This is a genomic window from Caballeronia sp. LZ035 (genome assembly GCF_031451175.1).
In the GTDB taxonomy this organism is placed as follows: domain Bacteria; phylum Pseudomonadota; class Gammaproteobacteria; order Burkholderiales; family Burkholderiaceae; genus Caballeronia.
Window position 1 is genome coordinate 385,186 of the sequence record NZ_JARUXS010000004.1, and the last position, 16,102, is coordinate 401,287.

A 16,102-nucleotide genomic window follows, 5' to 3' on the forward strand; every position below is an offset into this window, starting at 1 on the left:
TCAATCGTGCTGCGTCTCGCGCAGCATCGTGAGGTCGTAGCCGAGCGCCTGCGTGCGTGTCATCAGCAGCCGGCGCAGTTCCGCCGATGGCTTCGCGTCGCGCGTGAGAATCCATAGATAGCGTCCGCTCGGCTCGCCGACGATCGACCAGGAATAGTCGTCGGCATGATCGAGGATCCAGTAGTCGCCGACATAGAACGGCCCGAAGAATGACACCTTCAGTTTGGTTCCGTTCGAGCCTGGAACGACCTTCGCCCGTCCCTCGGCGGAACGATAGGGGCCGTCCAGCCCGCCTTGTCGACAGCCATTGATGACCGACACGAGCCCGTCTTCGCGGCGCGCGTAGTTCGCCGTGACCGCTTCGCAATTTCGCTCGAAGCGGTTTTCATAGCGCGCGAACTCGTGCCAGTGACCCAGATAGCGATCGAGATCAACGGCCTTCGACGGCTCTGGAACGTGTTCGTTGCCCTTTTTGCGCGGCCCGTTCGATGCACACGCGGCCAGCGCGCCTATTCCGCCGATCAGCACGAGCGCTGCAGCGCTCCAAGCCAGGGCTTTCTTCATTGTCATGTCGCGTCAACGTGTGAGAAGTGTTCGAAAACAGGGATGCAGCAAGCTTTGTTCCGAATCGGAGCGCTCCCGAAGATTCTCACCTTTGGCGCGATCCATGCCGGCATGCGCGGTCTTGTATGGGTCCGGCAGAGCCTGAATACGCCTGAAAGTGCCCTAAAAAGGCTGATTCGGGGAGCTCGCACGACGGCGGCGGCTCACCTTTCGCGACGTCCCGAATTCCCTCACCTCAAACCGGCTGGGTGATCCGACGCACCTTGCTTCAGCTTTTTGACCGATCGCGATTCGTCCCGACGCGCGGCGGCGCATGAATCTCCCTGCTCAATTTAATGCGTTCTGAAACAGAGACTTGCATGGCGCACTTAAACACGTGAATCAGCTTGCTCGAATGTTTCGATATCCGTAAGGATAAGGCTGGAGTGAGCCGCCCGTGCATCCGGCCGCTCACCGTTGCCCGCCTCCCGCAACGTCTCACCTTTTTGACTCGCGGTATCCTCTCGCACCTTCCCGGACACGCTCGTCACCGCCTTGCTCACGCCGCTCTTCACCATCATCCTGCCCGTCTTCGGTCTGATCTTCGCCGGCTACGCGTGTCGCAAACTCAACAAGCTGGGGCCATCGGCTGCTTCGGAACTCAATCGCTTCGTCGTCTATCTCGCGCTGCCCGCGCTGCTGTTCGACATCATGGCAAGGACGCCATGGACCTCGCTCGACCAGCCGGCGTTCATCGCCGCGTTCGGCATCGGCTCGGCGGTCATCTTCATTGCGACGCTCGTCGTTCGCCTGCTTCAGGCACGGCCGCTTGCGGACGCCAGCATCGACGGACTCAACGCCGCGTATCCGAACAGCGGTTTCATTGGTCTGCCGCTCTGCCTGCTCGCGTTCGGCGACGCGAGTCTTGCACCCGCTGTCATCGCGATGATCATGACGGTCTGCGTGTTGTTCGCCATCGCGATCGTGCTGATCGAACTGGGGCTTCAGAGCGAGAAGCATCCTTGGGCGACGCTCGTCAGCGTCGCGAAGTCGCTCGCAAAGAATCCCTTGTTGATCGCGCCGCTGGCGGGCGCGCTGGTGAGCGGCGCCGGCGTGCATGTGCCGCAGGGCGTCGAGGCGTTGCTGAAGCTGCTGGGCAACGCGGCCAGTCCGGGCGCGCTCGTGGCGCTCGGCCTGTTTCTCGGTGCGAAGACCGGGGCGCACGACAAGCGGACCATCGGCGCGCTCGTGATGCTCAAGCTGATCGCGCAGCCGTTGCTGACGTGGTGGCTGGCCTTTCATCTGTTCGGCCTGCCGCCGCTGTGGGCGAAGACCGCCGTGATCCTGAGCGCGTTGCCGACCGGCACGGGGCCGTTCATGCTGGCCGAGTTCTATCGGCGGGAGGGCGGCGTGACGTCGAACACGATTCTCGTCTCGACCGTCTGCTCGCTCGTCACCGTGACCGCCTGTCTGACGATGCTGCTTTGAGCCGATGCCGCCGCGCAGGCAAAAAAACGCCCGGCGCGGGAGCGTCGGGCGAAACCACCTTCTGTTCGATGGTGGAGGAGGGAGGGCTCAGACTGGCTTCCTCTGAATGCGTGGCGCGAGCGATCAGCGCGTGGTGTGGCCGTTGTCGGCATCGGCGCGCAGTTGCTGCTGCGCATGGCGTTCCTGATACGGCCGCAATTGCGGGTAGCTCAGGGCGTTGACGGGGTCGAGATCGCCGGCGCTGCGTGCGCTTGCCAGCTCCGCTCGGACTTCAGCACGCGTCTTGCCGGCAAAGGCCGATTGCGCGAAGGCCGGAGCCGTCGCGAGCAGCGCGGACAGCAACACACCGCCGATCAGCGTAGTCCTGGCGTTCTTCATGTCAAACCTCCTGAATCCGTATCTGCGCCGGGTTGACGCTTGAGGAAAGTCTAGAAGGAAACCTATTGGACAAAAATACCGATTGAGCCAACACATTGTTGTCGATTGCGGTTGAATCGCTGGGCTACGCTCGGCAGGTGGCTGTGCTGCAATTGTTGCAATGGAAGTAATGATCAGCTGATCTCTTGCGATTTTGTATGCAGAAGCTTCAAAAATGCGGTTGAATGCGTGCCCTGCCGCGAAATTGATTCGGCGTATCAAATGACGGGGTTTTTTGTCACATAGATTGCTCCGCTGACCTGGTTTGCCGCAGTAGACGCCACGCTACGATGCGCTCGCTAATCCGGGCGACTGAGCGCCGATCCCGCTTCGCACGGCGCTTTCCGGCCGATGAGCGGCCCGAATCGCGCAATCGAATCCGCAGTTGATTCGTTTGCGCGAGGCGCTTTGTTTCGTTTGCGTATCAAAACTAAACATGCCTTAGGCCTGCGTTCAACTTATCCACAGTTTCTGTGGATAAAGATGGGGATAGAGGGGCGGGAACCGCGTCGCCGTGCGGTCCGGACTGGATTGCTCAATTCTTCGCAAAAATAGGCGCGCGACGAAATCCAGGCGTTTTCAGCTTTCACGCGATCCGCCTATCATGGGCACGCGCGCGTCGCCCTCGACCGCGCATGCGGACCGCTTCATCGTCCGTGTCACCCACCTTTGCATTCCTTGACGGGGAGATCTCATGGCCTTGAAGATCGCGGTGATCGTAGGAAGCCTGCGGCGCGAATCGTTCAACAAGCAACTCGCGCACGCACTCGTTTCACTTGCACCAGACGATTTCTCATTCGAGTTTCTCGATATCGGCAGCCTGCCGCTGTATAGCCAGGACTACGACAGCGACTACCCCGAGCCGGCGCGCGCGCTCAAGCAGAAGATCGCGGACGCCGACGGTCTGCTGATCGTCACGCCCGAGTACAACCGCTCGATGCCCGGCGTGCTCAAGAACGCGCTCGACTGGGGCTCGCGGCCGTGGGGCCAGAGCGTGTGGGGCGGCAAACCGGGTGCGCTCATCGGGACTTCGGTGGGAGCAATCGGCACGGCGATCGCGCAGTCGCACCTGCGCGGCGTGTGCGCCTACCTCGATATCGCGCTGATGAACCAGCCCGAGATGTACATCAAACACGATGACAAGCGCATCGATGCCAGCGGGAAGATCATTGCGGACGACACGCGCCAGTATCTGCAAGCCTTCATGGACAAGTACGTCGCATGGGTGCGCGAGCGCGCGGCGGCTTGATAGCGGACGACCGCCGATCGCTCGGCGGTTGAAAAAAATCGGCCCGCATAAGCGGGCCGATTGTCGTCGGTCAGGGGTGGAACTCAGACGTGATGATGGCCCGTCACACGATCCCAGCCATGACGCACGGCGGCCTTGAAGCGCTCCCACGTGTGGCCTTCCGGATGCCGGCTTTCCCAGTCGCGCTGCATCTCGTAATCCATTTGCTCGTCCCACGCGCGGTTGCGGAAACGATCGTCATTGCCGAGCATCGCGCCATAGCGATACGCGCCCTGATAGTCCTCATACGGCTCGCCGGTCGCCATGTATTTCGCGTCGTAGTCGGCGCGGAAATCCTCTTCGTATTCCATGTACTCGTTCGGCATGGCTGAAGGCGCTGCCGATCCGCCCGGACCCACCGGACCGGCGGCCTGCGTCCCGGCCGAGGTGATCACCGGATCCGGCGACGACCCGACCGCGCGCGCCGTGGCCGCCTGATACGGCGCGGCCGGTTCGTCGAGCGGGCTCAGCGGCTCGACCGAGCGCCATTCGGACCCCGTGTCCGTGCGCACACCCGGCAACGGTTCGCGCTGCCTCATCGATTCGTCCAGGGCGGCATGTTCCGGAGGAACGGCGCCAGTCGTGCGCAGCGGATTGCGGCCGGCGAGGGCATCGCGTTCGGACACCGAGTCGCTTCCCAGTCCGCCTGTGGTTCCGGTCAACGGATCACGCACGCTGCCCAGCGACTGGCTCTGAGTCTGTGACTGACCCATCGACTGACTTTGCGACGGCATCTCGCGCCCGAGCAGCGGATCGTCGGCGGGATCGCTGATGTAATCACGCGGTGCCAGCGCGGCCGCGTCGCGACGCGTCAGCGGGTCGCCCAACGGATCGGCGAGCGGATCCAGCAGCGGTTCCGCGGCCACGTCCGAAGCATCCGTGCGCGGATAGGCGCGGGCACCCGACCAGGTCATGCTCGGATCATTCACCGGTTCGCGGCCCGGCACGGCGCTACCGCGTCCGAGGCCGAGTTCGTCGAGCACCGAGTGATCGCGCTCGTCCTCCGCGCGCAGCGGCGCATCCGGCGCGCCGTGTTCGAGCGTGGTCCAGCTGGCGGCGCGTTCGTCGATGTCGATGGCACCCTGGTCCGTCAATGTGGCGCGCGCGATATCGGCCTGCTCGACGCTGGGCGTATCCACCGCCACCAGCACCGCGCCACGTCGCACGGCCTCCGAGTAGTGCGCCACTTCGGGCGGCTGATCGCGGCCGCCGAACAGCATGCTGAAAAAGCGCTCGATGCTCGCCAGCATGCCGGGCTGCTGATGCGTTTCGGCGTCGGGCATGTCGGAGGGCGCGGCGGCATCGTCGCGTTTCGGGTTGGCCTGAAGCTCGATATCCGCGCGCGCGAAGCCGGCCGTCATAAGCGCCGAGCGTGCATCCTCGGCCTGCGCGTAGGTGTCGAAAACTCCGATAACGGTGTGTCGCATGTGCGCCTCCTGAGGATGGGCGAAAGGTCGTACCGGCGGAAGAGTGCCGCCGCACATGGACGAGTTCACGCAACTCGCGTGCCGGATAGCTGCACATTGACGGATGGCCCGGCGGACGCTCGGCAGCGGACGCGGCTTTTACAACATCGTGTGCAAAAAGCCGGCTTTCAGAGGCGTGGATTATCGGTCGATGGAACGCGCGTCGCGCTCGGCGGCGGAGGAGAGATCCACGCCCTGCGTGCGTGCGAGGATTGCGCGCAGCAATGAATCGAGCAAGGCGATGTCGAAGGGCTTCGACAGCACGCGCGCCCCCACTTGCCGCGCGCGGTCCAGTTCCTCGGCGTAACCGGTGACGAGAATCACCGGAAGATGCGGTTCGAAGTGCTGCAAGCGTTCCGCCAGATCGATGCCGTTCAGTTGCCCCGGCATATGGATGTCGGACAGCACGACGTCGAAGGGAAAGTCCGCGGGCGCCTGCTTGCGCGCGGCTTCGAGCACCGTCACGGCGGTATCGGCGTTGAAGACGTAGGTGACCTGGTGGCCCATCATCGTGAGCAGCGCCTCGGTGCCGGCCGCGACCTCCTCGTTGTCCTCGACCAGCAGCACGCGCAAGCCCTCCGCTTCCCCGGCGGCCGTCGGCTGTCCGGCAACCGGCGCGCCTTGGGCGGCCGGCGCCGCGCGCGGCAGGAACAGGCGCACGGAAGTGCCCGCGCCGATCGCGCTGTCGATCGTCGCAAGGCCGCCCGCGCGCTCGCAGAACGCAAAGACCTGCGGCAGCCCGAGCCCCGTGCCCATGCCCTTCGGCTTGGTGGTGAAGAGCGGCTCGAACGCGCGCGCGAGCACCTCGGCGCTCATGCCAGCGCCGGTGTCGTCCAGCGCAAGCCGCGTGAAGTCGCCGGTGATCGGAAAACCGTCTTCATGGCGGAACTGCACGTTGTCGGCGCGCACGGTGAAAGTGCCGCCGTTGGGCATGGCATCGCGCGCATTCACCGCGACGTTGATGAGCGCCAGCTCCAGCTCGGCCGGATCGACGCGGACAGGCCACACGTCCGGCGCGACATCGACGTTCAACGCCACTTTCGCGCCGAGCGAGGCGCGCAACAACTCGCGCACCGACGGCACCCATTTGCCGAGTCCGATCGTCTCGCTGCGCAACGGCTGCTTGCGCGCGACGCCGAGCAACTGCCGCGTCAGCGACTGGCCGCTCTTCAGCGCCCGTTCCATGGCCGTGAGTTCGCGGTCGAGTCCGGGTGCGCCGCGCCGCCGCGCGATCTGCACGTTGGTCGAGACGATCATCAGCAGATTATTGAAGTCGTGCGCCACGCTGCCGACGAGATTGCCGAGCGCTTCCATCTTGCGCGCCTGACGGTAGGCGGATTCGATCGAGCGGCGCATCGACGCTTCCGCCTGCCAGCGTTCCCACGCTTCCTCTTCGATGGCGAGGCGCCGCAGCGATTGCGCGATCACGCCCCACAGGACGATGCAGGGCGCGAAGATCGACAGGGCAAGCACGCTGAGATGGCTGTACCAGTCGGACCAGATCGTCGCGATGGGAAAGCCGCTCGACACATAGAGCGGATAGTTGCCGACCCGGCGGAACGCGACGATCTTCAGCTGGTTGTCGAGTCCCGACACCATCCGCACGACGCCGCTGCGCAGTCCGGCGCGATAGGCGTCGCGCAGCGGCGAGGCGGGTGCGAGCGACATGCGGTCGGGCGGGCGGGGCGGATACCACGCGAGCACTTCGCCGTCGGTGCGCGCGAGGCCGAGCGACACACTCGGATTCTCGCCGATCAACTCGCGATAGAAATCGGAGAAGTAGGCGGGACGCAGCGCGATCGACACCATGCCGTCGAACTTGCCCGCCGGCGTGGTGCGCGCGACGGCCGTATTGAAAACCTGCTCGCCCGCGACGCGTCCTGTCATCACGCGGGAAATCTGCGCGAGTTGCTGTCCCGCGCGCAGGCCGGTGAAGTCGTCGCGGGTCGCGACGGAGATGTCGGGCGTGGGAAACGTGCGGCTGGTCGCGAGCAGGGCGCCGTCGGCCCCGAACACCGACGCCGCGGCCACTTGCGGATAGGCCCCAGCGATGCCCTTCAGGCGCTGATGCAGGACGGCGCTGTCGCGGCGGATGGCGCCGGCGTCGAGGTCGTCGAGCAGATCGACGATGCGCGCGTTGAGCGTGACATTGAGGTCGAACACCTTGAGCGCGTGCTCTTCGGCGACGCGGGCGGTACGGCCGACGAGTTCGGATGCGTTGGCGACGCGCTCGTGATAGCTGGTCCACGCGATGACCGACACATAGATGCACGGCAGGACGATCGCGGCGACCAGCAGTGCATAAAGCGTCATGCGCTGCGCGGCGAAGTTGCGCTCCGGAACCGCCGGCAGCGGCGATTCGTCCTGCCGCATGTCGGCGGCAGGTCCGGCATCGGACTCGTCACGTTGCAGCGTCATTTTTGGCAGCGAGTTGGAAACTTTACCCGGGCGCGTGGCGCCGGGACGTCGTGCAAGCGGGCGGAACGGCCGTCACACCATCGTTTCGACGGTCCAACCGCAAAGAGCACGCACGAAACGTGCCGATGGGACCCTGCGCGAGAACCAGCGAGATGCCCGGACCGACAGTACGGCAGGCAAGTTAGCGAGATTATGGGCAGCGCAAACGTACACAAAAGTGACAACTTCACATCGCTCGCAAGGTTTGAGATGAATCATCTCATGAAAATAAAACTTGTACCGATATAATCCTCGCCGTGCCTTTCAACGAGTTGCTTTGACATTCTGATAGTCAGACAATGTAATCCTCCGATGTATGCGCCGTCAGAGCGTCTCGGGGAACAAGCAGCCTCGTGGCGCGTACGGGGGAAGCAACGGGCTCGAAAAGGCACAAGCCGGCGAGCCACGCGACCAGACGAGGGACAAAAAGGCCAAGGTCCGTTCATCAGCCGGATCAAGCAGGGGGCAGGCAACATGACGCCGTTCGAGACCCACACCGCCGCGCGCCCCATGCACATGGCCGCTGCGCCGCGCACGCCTGCGGGCTGGCGCGCTTACGTTCACATGCGCCGCGCCTGGCTCATCGCCGACGACCTCTCCCGCCGACAGCGTTCCTCCGGCCGCCGCGCCAAGGTCTGCGCGCTGGTCAATCCATGAAGTGCCTTCTTAAAGATCGCCCCGTGGATGCCGTAATGAATTGCGAGCGCATGCCGTGTCGGTCGACATGAATGTCCTCAGCCCGAAACCGCCTAACCATTCCGCCGCCCATGCCGTTGCCGATTGTCATTGCCGATGATTCCCTGCTCGCGCGCAAGGTGCTGACGCGCGCGCTGCCGCCGGACTGGGACGTCGAGATTTCCTACGCCACCAATGGGCGAGAGGCGCTCGAGCACTATCGGGCGGGCCGCGCGTCGGTAATGTTCCTCGATCTGACGATGCCCGACATGACCGGCTATCAGGTGCTCGATGCCTTGCAGCACGAGGATCTGAATACCTTCGTGATCGTCGTCTCCGCCGACGTGCAGCCGCTCGCCCAGGAGCGGGTTCGCGCACTCGGCGCGATCGCCTTCCTGCCGAAGCCGGTGACGCCCGAGGCGTTGCGTCCCGTTTTGAAGGAGTACGGTATCCATGGCTGACACCGCCCCGAACGAAGCCCTGAACGAAGATCAGCGCGACGCGCTCCAGGAAGTCGCCAACATGGCGATGGGCCAGGCCGCGACGCGCCTCTCGAAGCTGCTCGGCACCTTCATCGAGCTGTCGGTGCCGCGCGTGCGCGTGGTGAGCGTGGCCGACGCGTCCGCCGCGCTGAGCGAGATGACCGGCATCACGGATACGGTTACGGCGGTGCGCCAGGGTTTCCGCTCCGACATCAAGGGCGAGGCCATCGTGCTTTGCAAGAGCGCCAGCGTGGAGCAGTTGTGCGCGCTCGTCGACGATCCCTACACGCAGTCCACTTACGAGGCGACCACGCGCACCGAGCTGGTTTTCGACGTGGCGACCGTGCTGATGGGCGCGTGCGTGTCGTGCATCCTCGACCAGCTGGGACGTTCGCCCATCTTTTCGCCGCCGGGCATGCTTGGCGAGGACATCAGGCTGGACGAGGTCTTTCAGCCCGCGATGCTCGCGTGGAAAACCGCGCTGCTCCTCGAAGTGAACTTCGCGCTGGAAGATCACAGCTTCCGCGCCCATCTCGTGATGCTGATGGCCGAAGACGCCATCGCGCACATGAACGAAGCGCTCGACGCGCTTCTTTCCAGTCTCTGAACGCGCCAGGATCCGGGCATGAACGAATTGCGCCACGTGCTGAGTGAACTGGTGATCGAGCGCGTGGGCTTCGGCATTTTCGTGCTGGACCGCGACCTCAACGTGCTGATGTGGAACCGCTTCATGGCGGATCACAGCGGCAAGACGGCCGAGCAGGTGATCGGCAAGTCCATCTTCCTGAGTTTTCCCGAGCTGCCGCGCGTGTGGTTCACGCGCAAGGTGGAGAGCGTGTTCCAGCTGGGCAGTTTCACGTTCAGCTCGTGGGAGCAGCGGCCGTATCTGTTCAAGTTCGATCATGACCGGCCCATCACGGGCGGCGTCGACTACATGCAGCAGGACTGCACCTTCATGCCGCTCACGCACGAGCGCGAAGTGCGCGCGGTCTGCGTGACGATCTCCGACGCCACGCACGCGAGCATGATGCAGCGCGCCCGCGACGAAGCCGTCGCCAAGCTGCAGGAGTTCGCCGACCGCGACGGCCTCACGGGCATCGCGAACCGGCGTTATTTCGAACTGCGCCTCGGCGATGAATTCCAGCGCTGGCAACGCTACGGCGGCGAGATGTCGATGCTGCTGTTCGACCTCGACCACTTCAAGCGCATCAACGACGAACTGGGCCATCTCGTCGGCGATACCGTGCTGCGCGTGATGGCGGAGCGCGTCGCCCGGAGCGTGCGCGTGCAGGACGTGTTCGGGCGTTTCGGCGGCGAGGAGTTCGCGCTGCTGCTGCCGTGCACGAACTTCGAGGACGCGATGGTCGTCGCGGAGAAAGTGCGCCGTGCGATCGGCGAGACGCCCGTCGACGTGCAGGGCGCGCGCGTGCCGGTCACGGCGAGCGTCGGGGTGGCGCGTGCCCGTCCGGGCGTGACGTCGTCCTACGAGGCGCTGATCAACGAGGCCGACGCGGCCCTCTACACGGCCAAGCGGGAAGGACGCAACCGCGCGATCGGGTTCGCCTGACGAGCCACGGCGCGCCGCAGCGCCCGCCCGGCATGGCCCGGGCGCAACCGTCGAAACTATTGATATACTCTGAGCCGCTTTCCGGCGCAGTCGCAGCCGGTTCGCGCCGGCCTTCCTTTTCGATCAGCCCCCGGTATCACACAAGCGCCAGGTCGTTCCGCGCGCATCGGGCTGTTTCCGAAGCCGGCGCCCGATCCCTAAATTTGCCCGTGGGGGCGCCACAGCGGAGTCCGTCTTGGCCGTTTCCAACATCGTCGCTGAAGAAGAACCCGCGCCCGACGCCGCCAAGGCATCGTCGGGCAGCTCGTTCTATCTGGCGATGCGCATCCTTCCCGCCCGTCAGCGGGACGCGATGTACCAGATCTACGCCTTTTGCCGCGCGGTCGATGACATCGCCGACGAAGGCACCCTGCCGCGCCGCGAACGCGCACTCGCGCTCGACCGCTGGCGCGAAGACATCGACGCCTGCTATGCGGGCACGCCGAAACCGTCGCTGCAGGCACTCACACAGCACATCCAGGCTTTCCAGCTGTCCCGCGACGACTTCCAGGCCGTCATCGACGGCATGGCGATGGACGCCGCCGGCGACATCGTCGCGCCCGACGAAGCCACGCTCGACCTGTATTGCGACCGCGTCGCGAGCGCCGTGGGCCGTCTTTCGGTGAGGATCTTCGGGATGCACGAGGACGCCGGACGGCGCCTCGCGCACCATCTTGGGCGGGCGCTGCAACTGACCAACATCCTGCGCGACATCGACGAAGACGCGGACATCGGCCGCGTGTACCTGCCGCGCGAACTGCTCGCGCGCGAAGGCATTTCGACGAGCGACGCGGCGAGCATCGTTGCCGACGCCCGTCTGCCGCGCGTCTGTGCTGTACTCGCCGAGCGCGCCAAAAGCCACTACGCCCAGTCCGACGCGATCATGGCCGCCTCGCCGCGCGCCCAGGTGCGCGCGCCGCGCATCATGTCGGCCGCGTATCGCACGGTGCTCGACGCCAATCTGAAACGCGGCTTCGACCTGCCGCGCAATCGCGTGCGCACGCCGCGTTCGCGCCTGCTGTGGATCGTGGCGCGCAATCTGTTCTGATGTCCCGGCGGGTCCACGTCATTGGTGCGGGCGTGGCCGGTCTGGCCGCGGCGGTCCAGGCGCAGCGGCGCGGCGCGCGCGTCGTGCTGCACGAAGCCGAGCCGTTCGCCGGCGGCCGGTGCCGCTCGTTCTTCGACGCCCGACTCGGCGCCACCATCGACAACGGTCGTCATCTTCTGCTGTCCGGCAATCAATCGACGATGGCGTATCTGCGGGCGATCGGCGCGACGGATGCGCTGACCGGGCCGGCGCACGCGGACTACCCATTCCGCGATACCGCCAGCGGCGACGCCTGGTCCATCCGCATGTCGCCGGGGCGGCTGCCGCGCTGGATCTTCGACGCTCACGCACGCGTGCCCGGCACCCAGCCCGCCGATTATCTGTCGCTGCTGCCGCTGTTCTTCCTGCGTCCGGGACGCACCGTGGAGGAAGCCGTGCGCAGGAAGGATCGCGCGTGGGAGCTGCTGGCGCGGCCGCTGCTGCGCGTCATGCTGAACGCCGATCCCGCCGAGGCCAGCGCCGAAACGGCAGCCGGCCTGCTGCGCGAGACGGTCATGGCCGGCGGTCACGCCTGCCGGCCCCTGGTGGCAAAGAACGGCTTGTCGCACGCGTTCGTCGACCCGGCGCTGCGGCTTCTGCAGTATGGCGGCGCGGATATCCGGCTGGGCGTGCGGGTGGCGGGCATCCGGGTATCGGGCACGGATTCGATGGAGCGTGTAAGCTCGCTGGCTTTCGAGCGTGTGCCGGGAAGCCTGGGCGACGCAGCGGAGCCGCTGGAACTCGCGCCGGAAGACGGCGTCGTGCTCGCCGTGCCCCCGGCTGCGGCGCGCCGGCTCGTACCGGACCTGAGCGCGCCGGCCGCGTCGCGGGCTATCGTCACCGTGCATTTCCTGACCGATGCGCCGCACGGATTCGAGCCGCTGACGTGTCTGGTCAATGGCCTGTCGGACTGGCTGTTCGTCGCCGACGGACGCGTGACCGTGACGTTCGCGAGCGCGGACCGCTGGCTCGCAACGCCGCACGAGGAACTGGCGCGGACTGCGTGGCAGGAAGCCGCCCAGGCGATGCGCCTGCCGGCCGCGACCATGCCGCCCTGGCAGGTCGTCGCGGAAGCGCAGGCGACCTTTGCCGCGGTGCCGGCGCAGGAAGGCTTGCGGGCTGCGACGCGCACGCGCTGGCCCAATTTCACACTCGCGGGCGACTGGACGGCGACCGGCCTGCCCGCGACGATTGAAGGCGCGATCCGCTCTGGCCAGAAGGCCGCGGATGCGCTGCTGAACCCATCGATGGAACGCAGATGAACGACTTGTCCCTGTCGGCCGTGGGCGCGCAGGTTTCGAAATCCACACTCGATACCGCGATCAACCAGGCCACCGACGCGCTGCTCGCGGGGCAGCACCCTGACGGCTACTGGCTTTACGAACTCGAAGCGGACGCGACGATTCCCGCCGAATACGTGCTGCTCGTGCATTACCTGGGCGAGACGGCGGACCTGACGCTCGAAGCGAAGATCGGCCGCTATCTGCGCCGCATCCAGCGCGAAGACGGCGGCTGGCCGCTGTTCGACGGCGGCAAGACAGACGTCTCCGCCACGGTGAAGGCGTACTTCGCGCTGAAGATGATCGGCGATTCGCCGGACGCCGACCACATGCAGCGCGCACGCGGCGCGATCCTCGCCGCCGGCGGCGCCGAGAAGGTCAACGTGTTCACGCGCATCCTGCTGGCGCTGTTCGGCGTGGTGTCGTGGCGCGCGGTGCCGATGATGCCCGTCGAGATCATGCGTCTGCCAATGTGGTTCCCGTTCCATCTGTCGAAGGTGTCCTACTGGGCGCGCACGGTGATCGTGCCGATGCTGGTGCTCAACGCCAAGCGCCCGCGGGCGCGCAATCCGCGCGGCGTGCGGATCGACGAGGTGTTCACGAATCCGCCGGTCAACACCGGCATGCCGGCGCGCGCGGGGCATCAGAAGCGCGGCTGGTTTGCGTTCTTCCGCGTGGTGGATTCGCTGCTGCGCGTCACCGATCCGCTGCTGCCCAAGGGCGGGCGCGAGCGCGCGATCGATGAAGCAGTGCGCTTCGTCGATGAGCGGCTCAACGGCGAGGACGGTCTCGGTGCGATTTTCCCGGCGATGGCCAACTCGGTGATGATGTACGACGTGCTTGGCTATCCGCCCGAGCATCCGAACCGCGCGATTGCGCGCAAGTCGCTGGACAAGCTGCTGATCGTCGATCCCGCCGACGACGGTGAAGCGTATTGCCAGCCGTGCCTGTCGCCGGTGTGGGATACGTCGCTGGCGGCGCACGCGCTGCTCGAAACCGGCATGCCGAAGGCGCGCGCGGCCGTGAAGCGCGGTCTCGACTGGCTGGTGCCGCTGCAGATTCTGGACGTGCGCGGCGACTGGATTTCGCGCCGTGCGCATGTGCGGCCGGGCGGCTGGGCGTTCCAGTTCGCCAATCCGCACTATCCGGATGTCGACGACACGGCGGTGGTCGCCATGGCGATGGAGCGCGCCGATCGCGAGAACGGCACGGCCATGTACGGCGAAGCGATTGCGCGGGCGCGCGAATGGGTCGTCGGCATGCAGAGCAGCGACGGCGGCTGGGGCGCGTTCGAGCCGGAGAACACCCAGTTCTACCTGAACAACATTCCGTTCTCGGATCATGGCGCGCTGCTGGATCCACCGACCGTGGATGTCTCGGCGCGCTGTCTGTCGATGCTCGCGCAGCTCGGCGAAACCTCGTTGAACAGCGAGCCCGCGCGGCGTGCGTTCGAGTACATCGTCAACGACCAGGAACGCGACGGCAGCTGGTACGGACGCTGGGGCATGAATTACATCTACGGCACCTGGTCGGCGATGTCCGCGTTGAACGCCGCCGGCGTCGCGCCGACGGACCCGCGCATGAAGCGCGCGGCGGACTGGCTCATCGGCATCCAGAACGCCGATGGCGGCTGGGGCGAAGACGGCGAGAGCTACAAGCTCGACTATCACAGCTACGAGCCGGCGATCAGCACCGCCTCGCAGACGGCCTGGGCGCTGCTCGGCCTGATGGCGGCGGGGCTGGTGGAGCATCCGGCGGTGGTGCGCGGCGTCGACTATCTGATGCGGACGCGGCAGGCGCACGGCCTGTGGGACGAGACGCGCTTCACCGCGACCGGCTTTCCGCGCGTGTTTTATCTGCGTTACCACGGCTATCGCAAGTTCTTTCCGCTGTGGGCGCTGGCGCGCTACCGCAATCTGACGCGCGAAGGGCTCACGCGCGTCGTGGCGGCCATGTGAGCGCAGACGCGGGCCGTGCTGCTGCCGGCAGGCCTGTCGTGGCCGTGACCGGCATGGCCTTCGAGGCGAAGATCGTGCGCGGGCCGGGCGTGGATGTCGTGTTCGCGGCGCGCAGCGACTGGCTGGAGCGCGCGCTGTCCGACGCCATCGCGCGCGGCTGCTCCGGCATCATCAGCTTCGGCACGGCGGGCGGCCTGGCGCCGGATCTCGCGCCGGGCGCGCTGATCGTCGCGGATGGTGTCTGCGGGCCGCTCGGCGAAGTGCCGACCGATCCCGCCTGGTCTGCGCGCATCGTTGCCGCGTTGACGGGCACGCCGATGGAACGGCTCACGCGGCGCGGCAAAATGGCGGGCGTCGCGGCGCCGGTCACGAGCGAAGCCGAAAAGCACGCACTGCATCGTGCGACAGGCGCGCTGGCCGTCGATATGGAATCGCACGTTGCGGGCAGCATGGCCCTGGCGCGGGGTCTGCCGTTCGCCGTGTGCCGCGCGATCGTCGACCCGGCGTGGCGCAGCTTGCCGCCCGCCGCCACGGCTGGTCTGCGCGATGACGGCACCACCGCCATCGGTCCCATTCTGCGTGAATTGCTGCGCCAGCCGTCGCAACTGGGCGGCCTGCTGCGCCTCGCCGGCGACGCGCGCGACGCCCGCAACTCCCTCGTTCAGGCTCGCCGTGCCCTCGAAAGGGCGCAGGCGCTCGTCTTCGACTGACGCCTCATTTATTTCTTGCTTTCTGCGGGTTAACCCTTATCTCGATATAATCAGGGAAAACCCTAATCATCCGCGTCCGCCGATCTTTGTCGAAATCGGGGCGCAAGCAGCAGAAAGTGAGGTAACAGATGAATTTTCATACCCGCAAGTGGGTCAAGCCGGAAGACCTGAATCCCAATGGCACGTTGTTCGGCGGCAGCCTGTTGCGCTGGATCGACGAAGAAGCCGCCATCTACGCCATTTCTCAACTGAACAATCAACGCGTCGTGACCAAGTACATGTCGGAGATCAACTTCGTCAGCTCGGCGCGGCAGGGCGACATCATCGAACTGGGCATTGCCGCGACGCATTTCGGCCGCACGTCGATCACGCTGCGCGCGGAAGTGCGCAACAAGATCACGCGCAAGAGCATTCTGACGGTCGAGAAAATGGTGTTCGTGAACCTGAACGCGCAGGGCGAGCCCGCGCCGCACGGCCGCACGAAAATCCGCTACGCCGATGAACTGTTCGAAGCCTATCGGCGCGATCAGGGGCCGGTCGAAGCGCCCGCCATGTCGGGCGAAGATCTGTTCGAAGCGCAAGCCGAGGAAGCGGCGCATTGAGTGAAAAGGGCGCCGTCAAACGGCGCCCTTTTCATCTGGAGGG

At 65.8% G+C, this 16,102-nt stretch carries 15 protein-coding genes; 11 read left to right on the forward strand and 4 right to left on the reverse strand.

Features of this window, described 5'->3' with window-relative positions; translation table 11 throughout:
• Nucleotides 1-564 (reverse strand): lipocalin family protein, encoded by a 564-nt coding sequence (locus QCE88_RS32105; protein ID WP_409018259.1) that lies wholly within the window; start codon nt 562-564, stop codon nt 1-3.
• Between the two features lie 534 nt (nt 565-1,098).
• Between QCE88_RS32105 and QCE88_RS32110 the strand changes: the two genes are divergently transcribed.
• Entirely contained in the window at nt 1,099-2,031 is a 933-nt protein-coding gene (locus QCE88_RS32110; RefSeq protein WP_309909303.1) for an AEC family transporter, read from the forward strand.
• A gap of 123 nt (nt 2,032-2,154) precedes the next feature.
• Here QCE88_RS32110 and QCE88_RS32115 read toward each other — a convergent pair whose 3' ends face one another.
• A complete protein-coding gene (locus tag QCE88_RS32115) occupies nt 2,155-2,409 on the reverse strand; it encodes a DUF4148 domain-containing protein (RefSeq protein WP_309909304.1) in 255 nt (84 codons plus the stop codon).
• Nucleotides 2,410-3,142: 733 nt separating this feature from the next.
• On the opposite strand from QCE88_RS32115, the gene QCE88_RS32120 reads away from it, so the two are divergent.
• Nucleotides 3,143-3,697 carry an NADPH-dependent FMN reductase gene (locus tag QCE88_RS32120; protein ID WP_309909305.1) on the forward strand — a complete coding sequence of 185 codons (555 nt, stop codon included), beginning with the start codon at nt 3,143-3,145 and terminating at the stop codon, nt 3,695-3,697.
• A gap of 83 nt (nt 3,698-3,780) precedes the next feature.
• Here the strand turns inward: QCE88_RS32120 and QCE88_RS32125 are convergent, their stop codons facing one another.
• Both QCE88_RS32125 and QCE88_RS32130 read right to left on the reverse strand, forming a co-directional pair.
• Entirely contained in the window at nt 3,781-5,163 is a 1,383-nt protein-coding gene (locus tag QCE88_RS32125) for a hypothetical protein (RefSeq protein WP_309909306.1), read from the reverse strand.
• Nucleotides 5,164-5,343: 180 nt separating this feature from the next.
• Entirely contained in the window at nt 5,344-7,620 is a 2,277-nt protein-coding gene (locus QCE88_RS32130; protein WP_309909307.1) for a response regulator, read from the reverse strand.
• 513 nt (nt 7,621-8,133) lie between these two features.
• Between QCE88_RS32130 and QCE88_RS32135 the strand changes: the two genes are divergently transcribed.
• The 9 genes from QCE88_RS32135 (at nt 8,134) to QCE88_RS32175 (ending at nt 16,059) form a co-directional block, all read left to right on the forward strand.
• On the forward strand, nt 8,134-8,316 hold the full coding sequence (locus QCE88_RS32135) for a hypothetical protein (RefSeq protein ID WP_309909308.1): 183 nt from the start codon (nt 8,134-8,136) through the stop codon (nt 8,314-8,316).
• A gap of 110 nt (nt 8,317-8,426) precedes the next feature.
• Nucleotides 8,427-8,795, forward strand: coding sequence for a response regulator (locus tag QCE88_RS32140; RefSeq protein ID WP_309819094.1), 369 nt, complete (start codon nt 8,427-8,429; stop codon nt 8,793-8,795).
• Nucleotides 8,788-9,423, forward strand: a complete 636-nt coding sequence (locus tag QCE88_RS32145) for a chemotaxis protein CheC (protein WP_309909309.1) — start codon at nt 8,788-8,790, stop codon at nt 9,421-9,423. Before QCE88_RS32140 ends, QCE88_RS32145 begins: the two co-directional genes overlap by 8 nt.
• Nucleotides 9,424-9,441: 18 nt before the next feature.
• Nucleotides 9,442-10,383 (forward strand): diguanylate cyclase, encoded by a 942-nt coding sequence (locus QCE88_RS32150; RefSeq protein WP_309909310.1) that lies wholly within the window; start codon nt 9,442-9,444, stop codon nt 10,381-10,383.
• A gap of 235 nt (nt 10,384-10,618) precedes the next feature.
• Nucleotides 10,619-11,470 carry a presqualene diphosphate synthase HpnD gene (gene hpnD, locus QCE88_RS32155; protein ID WP_309909311.1) on the forward strand — a complete coding sequence of 284 codons (852 nt, stop codon included), beginning with the start codon at nt 10,619-10,621 and terminating at the stop codon, nt 11,468-11,470.
• Complete coding sequence (gene hpnE / locus QCE88_RS32160; protein ID WP_309909313.1) at nt 11,470-12,771, forward strand: hydroxysqualene dehydroxylase HpnE; 1,302 nt, start codon at nt 11,470-11,472, stop codon at nt 12,769-12,771. Before hpnD ends, hpnE begins: the two co-directional genes overlap by 1 nt.
• Entirely contained in the window at nt 12,768-14,747 is a 1,980-nt protein-coding gene (gene shc / locus QCE88_RS32165; protein ID WP_309909316.1) for a squalene--hopene cyclase, read from the forward strand. Before hpnE ends, shc begins: the two co-directional genes overlap by 4 nt.
• 53 nt (nt 14,748-14,800) lie before the next feature.
• Entirely contained in the window at nt 14,801-15,457 is a 657-nt protein-coding gene (locus tag QCE88_RS32170; RefSeq protein WP_309910974.1) for a phosphorylase, read from the forward strand.
• 128 nt (nt 15,458-15,585) lie between these two features.
• The gene (locus QCE88_RS32175; protein ID WP_309909318.1) at nt 15,586-16,059 is read left to right on the forward strand and encodes a hotdog domain-containing protein; all 474 of its coding nucleotides are present in this window, start codon (nt 15,586-15,588) and stop codon (nt 16,057-16,059) included.
• Nucleotides 16,060-16,102 lie beyond the last annotated feature (43 nt).

Bases quoted from the DNA above. Each gene is read 5' to 3' on its own strand.
- QCE88_RS32105 (WP_409018259.1), bottom strand. From the start codon at position 564: ATGAAGAAAGCCCTGGCTTGGAGCGCTGCAGCGCTCGTGCTGATCGGC.
- QCE88_RS32115 (WP_309909304.1), bottom strand. From the start codon at position 2,409: ATGAAGAACGCCAGGACTACGCTGATCGGCGGTGTGTTGCTGTCCGCG.
- QCE88_RS32120 (WP_309909305.1), top strand. From the start codon at position 3,143: ATGGCCTTGAAGATCGCGGTGATCGTAGGAAGCCTGCGGCGCGAATCG.
- QCE88_RS32125 (WP_309909306.1), bottom strand. From the start codon at position 5,163: ATGCGACACACCGTTATCGGAGTTTTCGACACCTACGCGCAGGCCGAG.
- QCE88_RS32130 (WP_309909307.1), bottom strand. From the start codon at position 7,620: ATGACGCTGCAACGTGACGAGTCCGATGCCGGACCTGCCGCCGACATG.
- QCE88_RS32135 (WP_309909308.1), top strand. From the start codon at position 8,134: ATGACGCCGTTCGAGACCCACACCGCCGCGCGCCCCATGCACATGGCC.
- QCE88_RS32140 (WP_309819094.1), top strand. From the start codon at position 8,427: ATGCCGTTGCCGATTGTCATTGCCGATGATTCCCTGCTCGCGCGCAAG.
- QCE88_RS32145 (WP_309909309.1), top strand. From the start codon at position 8,788: ATGGCTGACACCGCCCCGAACGAAGCCCTGAACGAAGATCAGCGCGAC.
- QCE88_RS32150 (WP_309909310.1), top strand. From the start codon at position 9,442: ATGAACGAATTGCGCCACGTGCTGAGTGAACTGGTGATCGAGCGCGTG.
- hpnE (WP_309909313.1), top strand. From the start codon at position 11,470: ATGTCCCGGCGGGTCCACGTCATTGGTGCGGGCGTGGCCGGTCTGGCC.
- shc (WP_309909316.1), top strand. From the start codon at position 12,768: ATGAACGACTTGTCCCTGTCGGCCGTGGGCGCGCAGGTTTCGAAATCC.
- QCE88_RS32170 (WP_309910974.1), top strand. From the start codon at position 14,801: ATGGCCTTCGAGGCGAAGATCGTGCGCGGGCCGGGCGTGGATGTCGTG.
- QCE88_RS32175 (WP_309909318.1), top strand. From the start codon at position 15,586: ATGAATTTTCATACCCGCAAGTGGGTCAAGCCGGAAGACCTGAATCCC.